Annotated in this window: 14 protein-coding genes; 9 read left to right on the top strand and 5 right to left on the bottom strand. The window is 62.7% G+C overall.

The window, feature by feature from the left end:
* Positions 1 to 69: 69 nt before the first annotated feature.
* Complete coding sequence (locus tag ACI2KG_RS09995; protein ID WP_400617587.1) at positions 70 to 1,635, top strand: methyl-accepting chemotaxis protein; 1,566 nt, start codon at positions 70 to 72, stop codon at positions 1,633 to 1,635.
* Positions 1,636 to 1,798: 163 nt separating this feature from the next.
* Here ACI2KG_RS09995 and ACI2KG_RS09990 read toward each other — a convergent pair whose 3' ends face one another.
* The 5 genes from ACI2KG_RS09990 to ACI2KG_RS09970 all read right to left on the bottom strand — a co-directional run bounded on the left by ACI2KG_RS09990 (position 1,799) and on the right by ACI2KG_RS09970 (position 5,170).
* Positions 1,799 to 2,683 carry a pseudouridine synthase gene (locus ACI2KG_RS09990; protein ID WP_404661759.1) on the bottom strand — a complete coding sequence of 295 codons (885 nt, stop codon included), beginning with the start codon at positions 2,681 to 2,683 and terminating at the stop codon, positions 1,799 to 1,801.
* Positions 2,684 to 2,734: 51 nt separating this feature from the next.
* Positions 2,735 to 3,043: a transcriptional regulator gene (locus ACI2KG_RS09985; protein ID WP_404661758.1), complete on the bottom strand. Its 309-nt coding sequence runs from the start codon at positions 3,041 to 3,043 to the stop codon at positions 2,735 to 2,737.
* A gap of 65 nt (positions 3,044 to 3,108) precedes the next feature.
* Positions 3,109 to 3,540, bottom strand: coding sequence for a D-Ala-D-Ala carboxypeptidase family metallohydrolase (locus tag ACI2KG_RS09980; protein ID WP_404661757.1), 432 nt, complete (start codon positions 3,538 to 3,540; stop codon positions 3,109 to 3,111).
* 108 nt (positions 3,541 to 3,648) lie between these two features.
* On the bottom strand, positions 3,649 to 3,888 hold the full coding sequence (locus tag ACI2KG_RS09975) for a glutaredoxin family protein (protein ID WP_404661756.1): 240 nt from the start codon (positions 3,886 to 3,888) through the stop codon (positions 3,649 to 3,651).
* Positions 3,889 to 3,961: 73 nt separating this feature from the next.
* Positions 3,962 to 5,170 carry an ammonium transporter gene (locus tag ACI2KG_RS09970; RefSeq protein ID WP_404661755.1) on the bottom strand — a complete coding sequence of 403 codons (1,209 nt, stop codon included), beginning with the start codon at positions 5,168 to 5,170 and terminating at the stop codon, positions 3,962 to 3,964.
* Positions 5,171 to 5,494: 324 nt separating this feature from the next.
* On the opposite strand from ACI2KG_RS09970, the gene ACI2KG_RS09965 reads away from it, so the two are divergent.
* The 8 genes from ACI2KG_RS09965 to dacB all read left to right on the top strand — a co-directional run bounded on the left by ACI2KG_RS09965 (position 5,495) and on the right by dacB (position 14,790).
* The gene (locus ACI2KG_RS09965) at positions 5,495 to 5,809 is read left to right on the top strand and encodes a YqjD family protein (RefSeq protein ID WP_404661754.1); all 315 of its coding nucleotides are present in this window, start codon (positions 5,495 to 5,497) and stop codon (positions 5,807 to 5,809) included.
* Positions 5,810 to 5,818: 9 nt separating this feature from the next.
* On the top strand, positions 5,819 to 6,193 hold the full coding sequence (locus tag ACI2KG_RS09960; RefSeq protein ID WP_201207128.1) for a phage holin family protein: 375 nt from the start codon (positions 5,819 to 5,821) through the stop codon (positions 6,191 to 6,193).
* Positions 6,190 to 6,519, top strand: coding sequence for a hypothetical protein (locus tag ACI2KG_RS09955; protein ID WP_201207127.1), 330 nt, complete (start codon positions 6,190 to 6,192; stop codon positions 6,517 to 6,519). The genes ACI2KG_RS09960 and ACI2KG_RS09955 overlap by 4 nt, the downstream gene beginning before the upstream one ends.
* 189 nt (positions 6,520 to 6,708) lie before the next feature.
* Positions 6,709 to 8,040 carry a deoxyguanosinetriphosphate triphosphohydrolase gene (locus ACI2KG_RS09950; protein ID WP_404661753.1) on the top strand — a complete coding sequence of 444 codons (1,332 nt, stop codon included), beginning with the start codon at positions 6,709 to 6,711 and terminating at the stop codon, positions 8,038 to 8,040.
* 460 nt (positions 8,041 to 8,500) lie between these two features.
* Positions 8,501 to 9,118, top strand: coding sequence for a response regulator (locus tag ACI2KG_RS09945; protein WP_400617594.1), 618 nt, complete (start codon positions 8,501 to 8,503; stop codon positions 9,116 to 9,118).
* Positions 9,119 to 9,126: 8 nt separating this feature from the next.
* On the top strand, positions 9,127 to 12,759 hold the full coding sequence (locus tag ACI2KG_RS09940; RefSeq protein ID WP_404661752.1) for an ATP-binding protein: 3,633 nt from the start codon (positions 9,127 to 9,129) through the stop codon (positions 12,757 to 12,759).
* A gap of 41 nt (positions 12,760 to 12,800) precedes the next feature.
* Positions 12,801 to 13,145: a YggL family protein gene (locus tag ACI2KG_RS09935; RefSeq protein ID WP_201207123.1), complete on the top strand. Its 345-nt coding sequence runs from the start codon at positions 12,801 to 12,803 to the stop codon at positions 13,143 to 13,145.
* A 187-nt stretch (positions 13,146 to 13,332) separates the two neighbouring features.
* Complete coding sequence (gene dacB, locus ACI2KG_RS09930; RefSeq protein WP_400617596.1) at positions 13,333 to 14,790, top strand: D-alanyl-D-alanine carboxypeptidase/D-alanyl-D-alanine-endopeptidase; 1,458 nt, start codon at positions 13,333 to 13,335, stop codon at positions 14,788 to 14,790.
* Positions 14,791 to 14,860: the final 70 nt, after the last annotated feature.

Here is a 14,860-nt window from a genome sequence, read left to right as displayed (position 1 = left end):
TTTAAATAATCATTCAATAAAACCAGTGGCTTGCCGATACCTGTCGAAAGCCCTGCGGACTATCAACCCATGCGTAACAACCAGCCGATTACCCAGAGAGAACGGACTTTCCCTGCCCAGCAGCGGTTGATCTCCACCACCAACGCCAAGGGCGTGATCACCTATTGCAACGATGCCTTCATCGATATCAGTGGCTTCACCCGCGAAGAGCTGACTGGCGCACCGCACAACCTGGTACGTCACCCCGACGTGCCGCCTGCAGTGTTTGCCCATATGTGGCAAACGCTCAAGCAGGGCCAGCCATGGATGGGTATCGTCAAGAACCGCTGCAAGTCTGGCGACCATTACTGGGTGAACGCGTACGTCACGCCAATCTTCGATAACAATCAGGTGGTCGGCTTCGAGTCTGTGCGTGTCAAGCCCACTGCCGAACAGATCCGCCGCGCCGAAGCCCTGTACCAGCGCATCAACCAGGGCAAGCCGCCGGTACCGCGCCGTGACAAATGGCTGCCGGTGCTGCAGGACTGGCTGCCATTCATCCTGATCAGCCAGGTAGGCTTTCTGATTGGCAACTGGCTGGGCCATTCGTGGGGCTTTGCCTTGGCCGCCGGGCTCTCGGTACCGCTGGGCCTGCTCGGCCTGAGCTGGCAGCAGCGCGGCCTCAAGCGCCTGCTGCGCCTGGCCGAGCAGACCACCTCCGACCCGCTGATCGCGCAGATGTTTACCGATAGCCGTGGCGTACAGGCGCGCCTGGAAATGGCCATGCTCAGCCAGGACGCCCGCATGAAAACCTGCCTGACCCGCCTGCAGGACAGTGCCGAACACCTCAGCGACCAGGCGCGCCAGTCCGATGCCCTGGCACACAAGAGCTCTTCGGGGCTGGAGCGCCAGCGGGTGGAGACCGAACAGGTCGCCGCCGCCGTCAACCAGATGGCGGCTACCACCCAGGAAGTGGCCAACCATGTGCAGCGCACGGCCGACGCCACTCAGGAAGCCAACCGCCTGACCAGCCAGGGCCGCCAGATTGCAGGGGAAACCCGCGAGGCCATCGAGCGCCTGTCGGCGGCGGTGGGCGAAACCGGGCAAACGGTTACGCAACTGGCCAAGGACAGCGACGAGATTGGTGGTGTGGTCGACGTGATCAAAGGCATCGCCGACCAGACCAACCTGCTGGCACTGAACGCGGCCATCGAAGCGGCGCGTGCCGGTGAAATGGGCCGCGGCTTTGCCGTGGTGGCCGACGAGGTGCGCCAGTTGGCCCAGCGCACCGCCGAATCCACCGGGCAGATCCACGGCCTGATCGCCAAGCTGCAACAAACCGCCAGCAATGCCGTATTGACCATGGAAACCGGCCACCGCCAGGCGCAGGAAGGTGTCGATCGGGTTATGCAGGCCGACGAGGCGCTGGTGGGAATCAGCGAAGCGGTAGCCAACATCACCGACATGGCTACCCAGATTGCGGCCGCGACAGAAGAGCAGACAGCGGTGGCCGACGAGATCAGCCGCAATATCAGCACCATCGCCCAGCTGGCCGACCAGACCGCCGAGCAGGCGCAGCATTCGGCGCTGCTGAGCGAAGAGCTGACCAGCACCGCGGGGAGCCAGTATTCGTTGGTGGAGCGGTTTAACCGCTAAGTACAGGTTTGCGCGTTCTTTGTAGGAGCGGCCTTGTGTCGCGATAGGGCTGCGAAGCAGCCCCAGGATTTCAGGGCATATGCATAAATTGCTGGGGCTGCTTCGCAGCCCTTTCGCGACACAAGGCCGCTCCTACAAGAAACGCGCAGCCTGATTGGCGGCATTACCAATCCAGCCGCAAACGGCTCTCGAAATAGCGCTCTTCCCCACTCAACGGGTCCTCGAACCGCAAGCTCTGCGCCAGCAGTTTCAGCGGCCGCTGGTAATCGTCTTCCCCGTTGAGCAACTGCGGATAGAACGGGTCATTGCTGATCCCCGCTCCCAAGGCCGCCATGTGCACGCGCAACTGATGGGTCTTGCCGGTCACCGGCGACAGCCCGTAGCGCCACAGCTCGCCATTCTTCTCCAACACCTCAGCCAGGGTTTCGCTATTGGCCTCGCCTTCTACCTCATGCATGCGGAAAAACGGCTCGCCATGCACCAGGCGGCTTTTGTGCACCAATGGGAACTGATGCTGCGCCATGGCGGCAGCGATGGCCTGGTAGCGCTTGTCGATGCGTCGCTCAGGAAACAGCCGCTGATAGGCGCTGCGCGTGTGCGGGTTGGCGGAAAACAACACAAGCCCTGCAGTGTGCCGGTCAATGCGATGTAACGGCACCAGGTGCGGGTTATCCAGGCGGCGGATCAGCCGGCGCAGCAAGGTCTGCTCAACGTACTCACCCGTCGGTGTCACTGGCAGAAAATGCGGCTTGTCGGCTACCACCAGATGCTCGTCCACATGCAGCACGGCCTCATGCACGGGGATCGGCCGCTCATTTGGCACTTCGCGGAAATAGTGCAAGCGCATGCCCCGCTTGTACGGCAGCTCGGCGGCAATGGCCCGCCCTTCGGCATCCAGCACGCGACCACGGGCAAAGCGGTCGAGCCATTGGGCGCGGTCGATGGCCTTGAAATGGTCACACAAGCAATCGAGCACTGTCGCCCAGTTGCCGGGGGGCAGGCACACCGTGCTGGCTTGCTGGCGGGCGGGGTCGAAAGGTGTGGTCATGGCAGGGCTCGAAACGTTCACGGCCGCGCATTATCCCCCAAGCCCGCGCACTCAACCAGCCTGGGCCATCGCCTCGCTGCGCGCCTTCAGCCAGCGCAGCACTTGCACCGGCTCCCAGCGGCCGGGGTCGTACAGGGCATAGAGCAACCCTTGGTAACCCACCACATCCAGCCCACGGTGGTAGCCGGCACGCTGGAACAAGGCTTCGATCTCGGCGAAGCAGGTATTGAAGTGGACCTTGCCGAACGGCGTGCAGTCGTCGGTCACCAGGCCTTCGAGGCGCAGTTCCAGAACGGCGTCGGCCACCCGCTCCACAGGCATGCGGTTGACGCTGTACTTGAGTTGCTCGACGTTGAGCATGGCTTTACCTCGACACTGTATTTATATACAGCATACGAACATCCCCGTGTTGCCGTCAATGCGCTTCATTGCAACCCCGGCAGATAGCGGCCGCCTTTATGGATGGTCAACACCTGCCGGCGCGGCGTACCACGCGCCACGGACAAATGCACCCAGTCATCGAACTCCAGGATCAGCTGATCAAAGGGCACAGCACTTTCCAGGATCCGGCGCACGGTTTCCCGTGGGCTCACTTCGACCACCGTGAAATCTGCTGCCAGCCCTTGTACATGCTGGCTGTTCGGGGAACCGCCGATAAGCCGGTTGACCTTCTCGCTGCGAAAACCGCTACTGACGATGATTGGCATACCGAACAATGCGCGAACCTGTTCCAGGGCACAGCACAGCAGCTGCAGGTTGGCCTTGGCTTCGGGAGGGGGGGTGTTATCGAAACCGTCCCTGGCAGCGAGCTGGGAGACGGTCATTTCAGCGAAGGTGAAATGGGGAGTGATCAACATGGCGAACTGTTCCGATGATGAAGAAGGACGCCGGCACTCGTGCGCCGGCACCTGATCATCAGCTCGCATCAACCGCCATGGAGCAGGGTTGCAACTCCTCTGCAGCCATCATTGCCCAAGAAATGCCACCACCTGTTCGGCATCGAACGGCCAATGCAGTTCGCCACCGTTGTCGCAGCGCCGCAGCACCGGAATGATCAGGCCGTAGCGCTCGAACAGGGTCTCGCTCTCGGCGACATCGACCAGTTCCACCAGCAGGCCATGGTCGACGAAGGGCATCAGCACCGCCTCGGCCACTTCACACAAGTGGCAGCCGAGGGTGCCGAACAGTTGGCATTCAGGCAGCATGGGGCAGGTCCCGGTTTGGCATGCAGAGAAGCCTATTCTAGGTCGACCGCGCCCGTCATGCACCTGGCCTGGATCAATCCTGGCTGGTGGCGCCAATACGGTGCAGCGACAAGTCGGCACCCTGGAACTCCTGCTCATGGCTCAAGCGCAGGCCATGCACCGCGCGCAGGGTACCGTAGACGGCAAAGCCACCGGCCAGTGCCACCACCACCCCCATCAGGCTGCCCAGCAACTGGCTGAACAGGCTGACACCGCCCATGCCGCCGAGCGCAACCTGGCCAAAGATGCCGCAGGCAATCCCACCCCACACACCGCACAGGCCATGCAATGGCCACACACCCAGCACGTCGTCGATCTTCCAGCGGTTCTGCGCTGCGGTGAACGTCCAGACGAACAGCGCGCCCGCCACCAGCCCGGTCGCCAGCGCACCCAACGGGTGCATCAGGTCGGAGCCGGCGCAAATCGCCACCAGCCCGGCCAGTGGGCCGTTGTGCAGGAAGCCCGGGTCGTTGCGCCCGGCCAGCAAAGCCGACAAGGTGCCGCCAACCATGGCCAGCAGCGAGTTGATCGCCACCAGGCCGCTGACGCCTTGCAAGGTCTGGGCGCTCATGACGTTGAAGCCGAACCAGCCGATGATCAGGATCCACGAGCCCAGCGCCAGGAACGGAATGCTCGACGGCGCAAACGCCACCAGCCGGCCGTCGCGATAACGCCCGCGGCGTGCGCCCAGCAGCAGCACCGCCGCCAGCGCCAGCCAGCCGCCCATGGCATGCACCACCACCGAGCCGGCAAAGTCATGGAACGGCGCACCAAAGCGCGCCTGCAGCCAGGCCTGCACGCCCAGGTTGCCGTTCCACACCACGCCCTCGAAGAACGGGTAGATGAACGCCACGATCAATGCCGTGGCACACAGTTGCGGCACGAAGCGCGCGCGCTCGGCGATACCCCCGGAGATGATCGCCGGGATCGCTGCGGCAAAGGTCAGCAGGAAGAAGCACTTGACCAGCGCATAGCCATGGTCGGCCGCCAGCGTTGCTGCAGGCTGGAAGAAGTTGACCCCATAGGCGATCCAGTAGCCTATAACGAAGTACACCAGCGCCGAGATGGCAAAGTCGCTGAGGATCTTCGACAAGGCGTTGACCTGGTTCTTGTGGCGCACGGTGCCCACTTCGAGGAACGCGAAGCCGGCGTGCATGGCCAGCACCAGAATGGCGCCCATGAGAATGAACAGGGTGTTGGAACCGTGGACCAGGGAGTCCATCGCGCTGTGCATGTTATCCATGAAATAGGCAGACCTGCTGAAAAAGGCACCAGGACAGCTCAAGAACCTGCATCCCTGCACCGAATCGGTGCCAGCCCCTGCCCTGTTTCAATAACCTGGCTGGGGCCTGCGTGGTTTTTTCTTGGGTTTGTCGTGGATTGGGTTAAGGTTTAACGGTATTTGCTGCGCTGACGCCCTGAATCGGCGCAAAACCCGCCAGTGGTGCCCCGCAACGTGGCAAAGACATAGCAAGGCCCATACCAGCACAGGTACCAGCACCGGCACTTGAACCTTCCACGCGTGCTGTCACTCGAACTACCAACATTCATCGACAGGGAGAGACCCATGGCCAGCAAATCGGCAAAGACTGCTCAAGAGATATTGATGGCTGACTTCCAGGCCTTGGTGCGCGACACCGAGAAACTGCTGGCTGACACCGCCAACCTGGCCGGCGACCAGGCCGACGAATTGCGCGAACAGATTCACGACCGCCTGGCCCAGGCCCGCGAAACCTTGCAACTGACCCAGGACACGGTGCGCGACCGTGGCCAGGCGGCACTGGGCAGTGCCGAGCAGTACGTGCAGGAAAACCCGTGGCAGGCGATCGGCATCGCCGCGGGTGTCGGCCTGCTGATCGGCCTGCTGGCCAACCGGCGCTAAGGGGTTCCCATGGAGAATGAAGCCAACGGCGCCGGCCCCTCGGGCAGGCGCCTCGGCGCGGCCGCGCTGGGGCTGCTGCACAGCCATATCGAACTGTTCGGTATCGAGTTGCAGGAGCAGAAGGGTCGCACCTTGCGCCTGCTGCTGTTCGCCGGTCTGGCACTGGTGTTCGCCCTGCTGCTGCTGACGGCGCTTTCCGGGTTGCTGCTGGTATTGCTGTGGGACAGCTATCGCCTGGCCGGCATCATCGGCCTATGCGTGTTCTATGGCATTGCAGCGCTGTATTGCGGGTTGCGCCTGAAGGCGGCGGTGTTCGACGAGTCGTCACCGTTCGGCGCCACCCTCGAAGAACTTGCCAAGGACCGGGAGCGCCTATTGCCATGAGCCTGCCAGAACTGCCAAACACGCGTAACCCGCGCGAGCTGCGCAAGGCGCTGCTGCGTCTGCGCATGGAGATGCACCGCCAGGAAATTCGCCATGAATCCGGGCAACTGCTGGAGCCGTTGCGCCGCGTGCGCGGCATGGGCAGCTCGCTGCACGAGGGGTTGGGTATCAAGCATGCGCCACTGTGGGGGATCGGTGCCGTGGTGGCGCTGGGCTTCCTGACCGGCAAGGGCGTACGCAGCGGCAACCTGGCGCGGCTGGTGCGCTTGGGCAGCAGCCTGCTGCCGCTGGTGCGCCTGTACCTGCAAGGCAACCGCCGCCCCTGAACATTTTCTGCCTACTGCACCGGCCCTTTCGCCGGCAAGCCAGCTCCCACAGGTACCGCGCATGCCTCATGGCCCAGGCAGTACCTGTGGGAGCTGACTTGCCGGCGACAGGGCCATTACAGGCTTACCCCTTGCACTGCCTTTCAGGACACCGGAAGCTATAACCTTCGATCCACAGGAGACCGCGCCTTGGACTGGCACACCCTGCTCACCCGCGAACGCCTGGGCAAAGCCCTGTACAGCGCCGATGAACTCGGGCGCAGCCCCTTCCACAAAGACCATGACCGCATCATCTTTTCCGGTGCCTTTCGCCGCCTCGGGCGTAAGACTCAGGTACACCCGGTTTCCAGCAACGACCATATCCACACGCGCCTGACTCACTCGCTGGAAGTCAGCTGCGTCGGTCGCTCACTGGGCATGCGCGTGGGTGAAACCCTGCGCGACAGCCTGCCGGACTGGTGCGCCCCCAGCGACCTGGGGATGATCGTGCAGTCGGCTTGCCTGGCCCACGACATCGGCAACCCGCCGTTCGGCCACTCCGGCGAAGATGCCATCCGCCACTGGTTCCAGCAGGCAGCCGGTCGTGGCTGGCTCGATGACATGAGTGACGACGAGCGGGCCGACTTCCTCAACTTCGAAGGCAACGCCCAGGGCTTTCGTGTGCTCACTCAGCTGGAGTATCACCAGTTCGACGGCGGTACCCGGCTCACCTACGCCACCCTCGGCACTTACCTCAAGTACCCCTGGAGCGCCCGTCACGCCGACGCCCTCGGCTACAAGAAGCACAAATTCGGCAGCTACCAGAGCGAGCTGGCGCTGCTCGAGCAGATCGCCCGCAAGCTCGGCCTGCCACAGCTGGAGCACCAGCGTTGGGCACGCCACCCGCTGGTTTACCTGATGGAAGCGGCCGATGACATCTGCTATGCACTGATCGACCTGGAAGATGGCCTGGAGATGGAGCTGTTGCAATACGCCGAAGTCGAAGCCCTGCTGCTCGACCTGGTCGGCGACGACCTGCCGGAAACCTACCGCCAACTCGGGCCGGGCGATTCCCGCCGGCGCAAGCTGGCCATCCTGCGGGGCAAGGCCATCGAACACCTGACCAACGCCGCCGCCCACGCCTTCGTCGAGCAGCAGCGGGCGCTGCTGGCCGGGCAGCTGGCAGGTGACCTGGTCGAGCACATGCACGGCCCGGCCAAGCGTTGCGTGCTGCAGGCCAAAGACATGGCACGCAACAAGATCTTCCAGGACAAGCGCAAGACCCTGCACGAAATCGGTGCCTACACCACCCTGGAAATTCTGCTCAACACCTTCTGCGGCGCTGCACTTGAACAGCACGGCGGGCGCACGCCGTCGTTCAAGAGCCGGCGCGTACTCGACTTGATCGGCAACAATGCGCCAGACCCGCACGGCTCGTTGCACGGCGCGTTCCTGCGCATGATCGACTTCATTGCCGGCATGACCGACAGCTACGCCAGCGAAATGGCCCGGGAAATGACCGGGCGCTCCAGCCCGACCTGACCTGCAGCGGTGCAGGCCGGGCTTGCCATAATGCCAGTCAGTTAAGCAATTTGGGGCCGCGTTGCGCCCCATCGCCGGCAAGCCAGCTCCCACAGGTACGGCGCATGGCTTGAGTTCAGCGCAATCGGTGTGGGAGCTGGCTTGCCGGCGATGGGCTGCGCAGCAGCCCCCGTAGCCTTTAACTGACTGGCATTAAGGCTTACCCCGGCGCTGCACCGCATATTGAAGGAAACTTCCTACATATACTGACGGCAAACTAAACAGCACGTATAAAAATCAATGAAAAGTTACCAAACACGCTTTGACACCGGGTTAAACACGCCTATTTCGTAGCCCGTTTTGTTTTATCCTGTAAGCCATTTCCCATAAACGGCTAACAGCCCTTCCTCCCGTGCCCGACGACTTCCAACTGCGATAAGGTGCCGGCTGTCACCCTCAGTCGCCCGCAGGGAAGTTGAACATGCACTCCATATTTATTGTCGACGACCATCCGGTCATCCGCTTGGCCGTCCGTATGCTGCTCGAAAACCAGAACTACAAGATCGTCGGCGAATCGGACAACGGCGTGGACGCCATGCAGATGATTCGCGAGAGCAACCCCGACCTGGTCATTCTCGACATCAGCATCCCCAAGCTAGACGGGCTGGAGGTACTTGCCCGCTTTCAGGCCATGGCCCTGCCCATAAAGGTTCTGGTACTGACCGCACAATCGCCGGCATTGTTTGCCATACGCTGCATGCACTCGGGCGCTGCCGGCTACGTGTGCAAGCAGGAAGACCTGAGCGAGCTGCTCAGTGCAATCAAGGCGGTACTGGCCGGCTACAACTATTTCCCCAGCCAGGCAATCAAGCACAATCAGGCGGTAGATGCCGACTTGCAACTTTTTCGCCAGGTGAATGACCGCGAACTGATGGTGCTGCAACTCTTCGCTCAAGGCCGCAGCAACAAGGAAATTGCCAAGGGCATGTTCCTGAGCAGCAAGACCGTCAGTACCTACAAGAAGCGCCTCATGCACAAACTTCAGGTAAGTACACTGGTCGACCTGATCGAGATGGCCAAGCGCAACGCGCTGGTCTGAGCATGGTCATGGCTCGCCCTATCGCCTGCCTGTTCGTCGCACTGCTGCTGTTCTGCAGTGTGGCACGGGCTACCCTGCCCGAGGCCTCATCCTTCACCCTGCTTCCTCGATCTTCGAGCGGGCCGCCCCATTACCTGTTAACCGACGAGCAACGGCAATGGCTCGAAAACCGCGATGAGCTGGTGCTGGGGACATCCGCCCCCGACTACCCGCCGTTCGACATCACCAGCGGTGGCCGCGACTATCAGGGTCTGACCGCCGAATACGCAAACATGGTCGGCAACGCCTTGCAGTTGCCGGTGCGGGTGCTGCGTTTCTCCAGTCGAGAGGCAGCGGTGGAGGCGCTGAGGCTCGGTGACATCGACTTGCTGGGCAGTGCCAATGGCTACGAAGCAGCCAGCGACGGTTTGGCCTTGTCCCACCCCTATGCTGTCGACCAGCCCGTGCTGGTCACCCGTGAAGACGAGACCCGGCCACTGGATACCGGCTTGAAGGGCCTGCGCCTGGCCATGCTCTATCACTACCTGCCCAAACAGGAAGTGCTTGGCGCCTACCCCAAGGCCGAACTGCTGGCGTTCGGCTCCACCAGCCAGGCCCTGAATGCCGTGGCCTTTGGCCAGGCCGACGTGTTCATCGGCGATACCATTTCAACCCACTACCAGCTAAACCGCGGCCACCTGCCACGCCTGCGCATGACCCACTTCGGCAAACACGAGGCCGTCGGCTTCGGCTTTGCCCTGCGCCAACAAGACACGCTGCTGTTGGAGCTGGTGAACAGCATCCTCGACAGCCAGACCCCGGCCATGCGCTCCAGTATCTTCAAACGCTGGAGCGCAGGCAGCGACCTGTTGCTGAGCGACCGTAAACTGCAACTGAGCGAAGCCGAGGAACAATGGCTCCTGGATCATCCGGTCATGCGTGTGGCCATCGATGACACGGCGGCGCCGTTATCCTTCTTCGACGGTTCGGGGCATTTTCGCGGCATTACCGCCGATCTGCTCGAACTCATACGCCTGCGCACCGGTTTACGTTTCGAAGTGCAACATGCCAGCGGCATCGCCGACATGATCGCCCGCCTGAAAGATGGCCGGACCGATGTCATCACCGCGCTGACCAGCACCGGGCTGGCAGAGGACGACTTGCAACTCAGCCGCCCTTATCTGGAAAGCGCCTATGTGCTGGTCAGCCGCAAGGACGACAAGGCGCCAGTTTCTCTGGAAGCATTGGCGGGGCATCGCGTTGCCATTACCCGTTACAGCACAATGGACGCCATGTTGTCCCGTGAATATCCGCAGGTCGGCTGGGTTGAAACCGAAAGCGCGTTCTATGCCATGGCATTGCTCAACAGCGGCGCGGTCGATGCCGTCATCACCACCCTGATCGATGCCAACTACGCGTTGGCAAATAACCGCGAACTGGTCATCCGTGCTTCGGTCGGCAGCGAACCTGCCACCTTCGCCATGGCTACCTCCGCCGCATCGTCGGCGCTGGTGTCGATCCTCGACAAAGCCCTGTTGAGCATTTCACCGGAGGAGCTGGGGGTAATCAACAACCGCTGGCGCGGGTATGGCCAACACAAGGGCAACAACACCAAGGGCTACAGCCGCCTGGCCTTGCAAGTGGTGATGGGCACAGCCGGGCTGTTGCTCCTGGCTTTGCTCTGGAACGCTCGGCTGCGGCTGCAGATTCGCCAGCGCCAGCGCGCCGAACGCGCGCTGAACGATCAACTGGCATTCATGCGCGCCCTGCTCAACGGCACCCCCCACCCGATGTACGTACGCGACCGCGAAGGCTGCCTGAAAAGCTGCAACTACAGCTACCTGGAAGCCGTGCAGGCCCGCTCCGAAGAGGTTATCGGCAAACAGCTTGAAGCCAGCCTGTTCACCGACTGCGAACAGACCCGGCAAATCCAGGCCGACTACCTGCAGGTCATGGCCGCAGGCTCGCCGCTGATCAAAGACCGACCGCTGCGAATCAAGGGCCGGGAGCTGACCATCTACCACTGGATCCTGCCCTATCGCGACTCGCTCGGCGAAGTGCAGGGCATCATCGGTGGCTGGATCGATATCAGCGAGCGCCGCCAACTGGTCATGGAGCTGCGCCAGGCCAAACAGCAGGCCGACGATGCCAACCGGGCCAAGAGCACCTTCCTGGCCACCATCAGCCACGAAATCCGCACGCCGATGAACGCCGTGATCGGCATGCTCGAACTGGCGGTAAAGCATGCCGACCAAGGCCGGGTGGACCCTGGCGCGCTGGAGCTGGCACACCATTCAGCCAAGGACCTGCTAGGCCTGATCGGCGATATTCTCGATATCGTGCGCATCGAGTCCGGGCACTTGTCGCTGGCCCCGGAGGTGGTCGACCTGGCTGCCCTGGTCGAATCGGTGGGGCGCATTTTCGATGGCCAGGCACGCCAGAAAGGCCTGGCCCTGGAGGTTACAATCGACCCATCCGCGCGCTGCCACGCCTTGCTCGACCCCTTGCGGTTCAAGCAGGTGCTGTCCAACCTGGTGAGCAACGCCATCAAGTTCACCGAGCATGGCCAGGTGCGTATCTGCGTCTGCCTGCTGGATGAGGGTACCAGCACACCCGCCGTGCTGGAGCTGGAGGTGCGCGACAGTGGCATTGGCATCCATGCCGACGACTTGCAACGCCTGTTCAACCCGTTCATCCAGGCCAACCCGCACAGCCCGGGTGCCCGCGCAGGTACAGGGCTGGGCCTGGCTATCTGCCGCAACCTGTGCGAGATGATGGGTGGCAGCCTGTCGATCAAGAGCCTGGAAGATGTAGGTACCCAGGTACGCATGAAAATGCCACTGCATCGGGTCGATGCGGCTGCGCAACCCACACCGCTGCCCGAGCGCCTCGACGCGCCCGACCCACGCCTGAGCGTACTGGTGATCGATGACCACCCGGCCAACCTGCAATTGATGGCGCAACAGCTTGGCTACCTGGGCCTGAAACACGCCAGCGCCCGCGACGGCCGTGAGGGCCTGGCGATCTGGCGAGCCGGCGACTTTGATGTGCTGGTACTCGACTGCAACATGCCGCACATGAATGGTTACCAGCTGGCGACTGCCGTGCGCGCCGAAGAACGGCATGGCAAGCGGCCGCGCTGCACCATCCTCGGCTACACCGCCAACGCGCAGCCGGAGGTACACCGCAAATGCCTGAGCGCCGGGATGGACGACTGCCTGCTCAAGCCTATCAGCCTCAGTACCCTCAGCCAGCGCCTGGCCGGCATTCGCCCGCGCCGCCGTTTGCGCCCCCGACGCAAGCTGTACCAACTGGATGGCCTGGCCGCAGTGGTCGGGCCGGACCCGGACGATCGCCAGCGTTTCCTGCAGGCCTTGCAGCAAAGCCTGCAGGCCGACCTGACCCACCTGATGGCGCTGCATCCGCAGCATGACAGCGGTGCCATTGCCGATCAGGCTCACAAGGTGCTCAGTGCCGCACGCATGCTGGAGGCGCCCTGCCTGATGGCAGCCTGCGAAGCGCTTGAGGTCGGCGGCCTGTCCACCGCCCAGGTGCGCCTGCGGCGCCAGGCACTGGCACGGCACATGTGCCGAGTGGAACGCGCCCTGGCCAAGGAACTGGCCACCCGCAACGATACTCAGGCAGGCAGCCAGGCGTGTTAACTGGTAGACTGCGCGGCGTTATTACCTAAGAGGATTGTTTCATGGCCACAAACCGCTCCCGTCGTCTGCGCAAGAAGCTGTGTGTCGACGAGTTTCAGGAATTGGGCTTCGAGCTGAACCTGGAATTCAAGGAAGATCTGGATGACCAGGCAATCGATGCTTTCCTCGACGCGTTCCTGGCAGACGCCATGGACGCCAACGGCCTGGACTATGTAGGCGGTGACGATTACGGCCTGGTGTGCTCGGTCAAACGCGGCTCGGTCAGCGAAGAACAGCGCGCCGCCGTTGAAGCCTGGCTCAAAGGCCGCAGCGAACTGACCAAGGTTGAAGTCAGCCCGCTGCTGGACGCCTGGTACCCGGAAAAGCCAATCAACAAGGCTGAGTAATACCCAGCCTGGTTTGATTGATGAAAAGGCCACCCTTCGCGGTGGCTTTTTTATTGGCGATGCTTTTCCGTCGAACGTGGCGCATCGTCGCTACGCTTGGGGCATAATGCGTACTCTTTACGTCTTGGGGCCATCATCTCTTACAGCCCCAAAGCCCTTTTCCCTCGCTGCAGGGTACTTACTCACTATGATCAAAACGCTTCGTCCCCTCATGCTTGCCGGCCTGCTGTTGCCACTCGCCTTGCCCAGCCACGCCGCCGCCGTCAATACCACCCTGCCTGCCAAAGTGCAGCAGGCACTGAAGGCCAACAAACTGCAGGACACCGCGCTGTCGCTGGTCATGCTGCCGCTGGACGGCCCCGGCACCCCGACCGTGTTCAATGCCGATGTCTCGGTGAACCCGGCCTCGACCATGAAGCTGGTCACCACCTACGCGGCCCTCGAACTGCTTGGCCCGACCTTCCAGTGGAAAACCGAGTTCTACACCGACGGCACCCTGAGCAACGGCGTGCTCAATGGCAACCTGTACCTCAAGGGTGGCGGCGACCCGAAGCTGAACATGGAAAAGCTCTGGCTGCTGATGCGTGACCTGCGCGCCAATGGCGTGCGCACCGTCACGGGTGACCTGGTGCTGGACCGCAGCCATTTCGTGCAACCCAACCTGCCGCAGTTCAACGACGACGGCGGCGACGTCAACAAGCCCTTCCTGGTCAAGCCCGACTCGCTGCTGGTCAACCTCAAGGCCCTGCGCTTCGTGGCCCGCAACGATGGCGGCAAGGTCACCATCGCGGTCGAGCCGCCGATTGCCAGCATCCGCATCGACAACCAGGTCAAGGCCGTGGCGTCGAAACAGTGCACCGGTGACGTGCGCTACAACCCGGTACCCCAGGGCGACGGTATCAGCGTAACGGTCAGCGGCCAGTTGGGTGACGGCTGCAACTCGCAAACGTACCTGTCGTTGCTTGACCACCCAACCTACGCCGCCGGTGCCGTGCGTGCCATCTGGAACGAGCTGGGCGGCACCATCCAGGGTGGCGACCGCATCGAGAACGTGCCGAAGAGTGCCCGCCTGCTGGCCCGCGCCTTCTCGCCTGACCTGGTGGAAGTGATCCGCGACATCAACAAGTACAGCAACAACACCATGGCCCAGCAGTTGTTCCTGAGCCTGGGCGCGCAGTTCCGCACCGATGCCGATGGCGACGATGCCCGTGCTGCCCAGCGCGTGGTGCGCCAGTGGCTGGCGAAAAAGGGCATCACCGCGCCGCACCTGGTGATGGAAAACGGCTCAGGCCTGTCACGTGCCGAGCGGGTCAGCACCCGGGAAATGGCCGAGATGCTGCAGGCCGCCTGGAAGAGCCCCTACGCCGCCGAGTTCATGAGCTCGATGCCGCTGGTGGGTATGGATGGCACCATGCGCAAGCGCCTCAAGCGCACGGCCATGACCGGTGAAGGGCATATCAAGACCGGCACACTGAACACCGTGCGGGCGATTGCAGGTTTCAGCCGCGACAGCAACGGCCATACCTGGGCCGTGGCGGCCATCCTCAACGACCCGAAACCGTGGGGTGCCTCGCAGGTGCTGGACCAGGTGCTGCTGGACCTGTATCGCCAGCCGAAGCTGGCCGGCAGCACCGCAGCCAACTGACTTTACCGCCCCTCACGACATGACCGGCTGACGCGGTCGGTGTAGGAGCGGCCTTGTGTCGCGATGGGCT

Origin of the sequence: Pseudomonas sp. NPDC089407 (assembly GCF_044900445.1) — a bacterium.
Taxonomy (GTDB): domain Bacteria; phylum Pseudomonadota; class Gammaproteobacteria; order Pseudomonadales; family Pseudomonadaceae; genus Aquipseudomonas.
This window is presented reverse-complemented; position numbering and strand designations above follow the sequence as displayed.

Excerpts from the sequence above, each read along its gene's own strand:
- ACI2KG_RS09995 (WP_400617587.1), top strand. The coding sequence starts at position 70 with ATGCGTAACAACCAGCCGATTACCCAGAGAGAACGGACTTTCCCTGCC.
- ACI2KG_RS09990 (WP_404661759.1), bottom strand. The coding sequence starts at position 2,683 with ATGACCACACCTTTCGACCCCGCCCGCCAGCAAGCCAGCACGGTGTGC.
- ACI2KG_RS09985 (WP_404661758.1), bottom strand. The coding sequence starts at position 3,043 with ATGCTCAACGTCGAGCAACTCAAGTACAGCGTCAACCGCATGCCTGTG.
- ACI2KG_RS09980 (WP_404661757.1), bottom strand. The coding sequence starts at position 3,540 with ATGTTGATCACTCCCCATTTCACCTTCGCTGAAATGACCGTCTCCCAG.
- ACI2KG_RS09975 (WP_404661756.1), bottom strand. The coding sequence starts at position 3,888 with ATGCTGCCTGAATGCCAACTGTTCGGCACCCTCGGCTGCCACTTGTGT.
- ACI2KG_RS09970 (WP_404661755.1), bottom strand. The coding sequence starts at position 5,170 with ATGGATAACATGCACAGCGCGATGGACTCCCTGGTCCACGGTTCCAAC.
- ACI2KG_RS09965 (WP_404661754.1), top strand. The coding sequence starts at position 5,495 with ATGGCCAGCAAATCGGCAAAGACTGCTCAAGAGATATTGATGGCTGAC.
- ACI2KG_RS09960 (WP_201207128.1), top strand. The coding sequence starts at position 5,819 with ATGGAGAATGAAGCCAACGGCGCCGGCCCCTCGGGCAGGCGCCTCGGC.
- ACI2KG_RS09955 (WP_201207127.1), top strand. The coding sequence starts at position 6,190 with ATGAGCCTGCCAGAACTGCCAAACACGCGTAACCCGCGCGAGCTGCGC.
- ACI2KG_RS09945 (WP_400617594.1), top strand. The coding sequence starts at position 8,501 with ATGCACTCCATATTTATTGTCGACGACCATCCGGTCATCCGCTTGGCC.
- ACI2KG_RS09940 (WP_404661752.1), top strand. The coding sequence starts at position 9,127 with ATGGCTCGCCCTATCGCCTGCCTGTTCGTCGCACTGCTGCTGTTCTGC.
- ACI2KG_RS09935 (WP_201207123.1), top strand. The coding sequence starts at position 12,801 with ATGGCCACAAACCGCTCCCGTCGTCTGCGCAAGAAGCTGTGTGTCGAC.
- dacB (WP_400617596.1), top strand. The coding sequence starts at position 13,333 with ATGATCAAAACGCTTCGTCCCCTCATGCTTGCCGGCCTGCTGTTGCCA.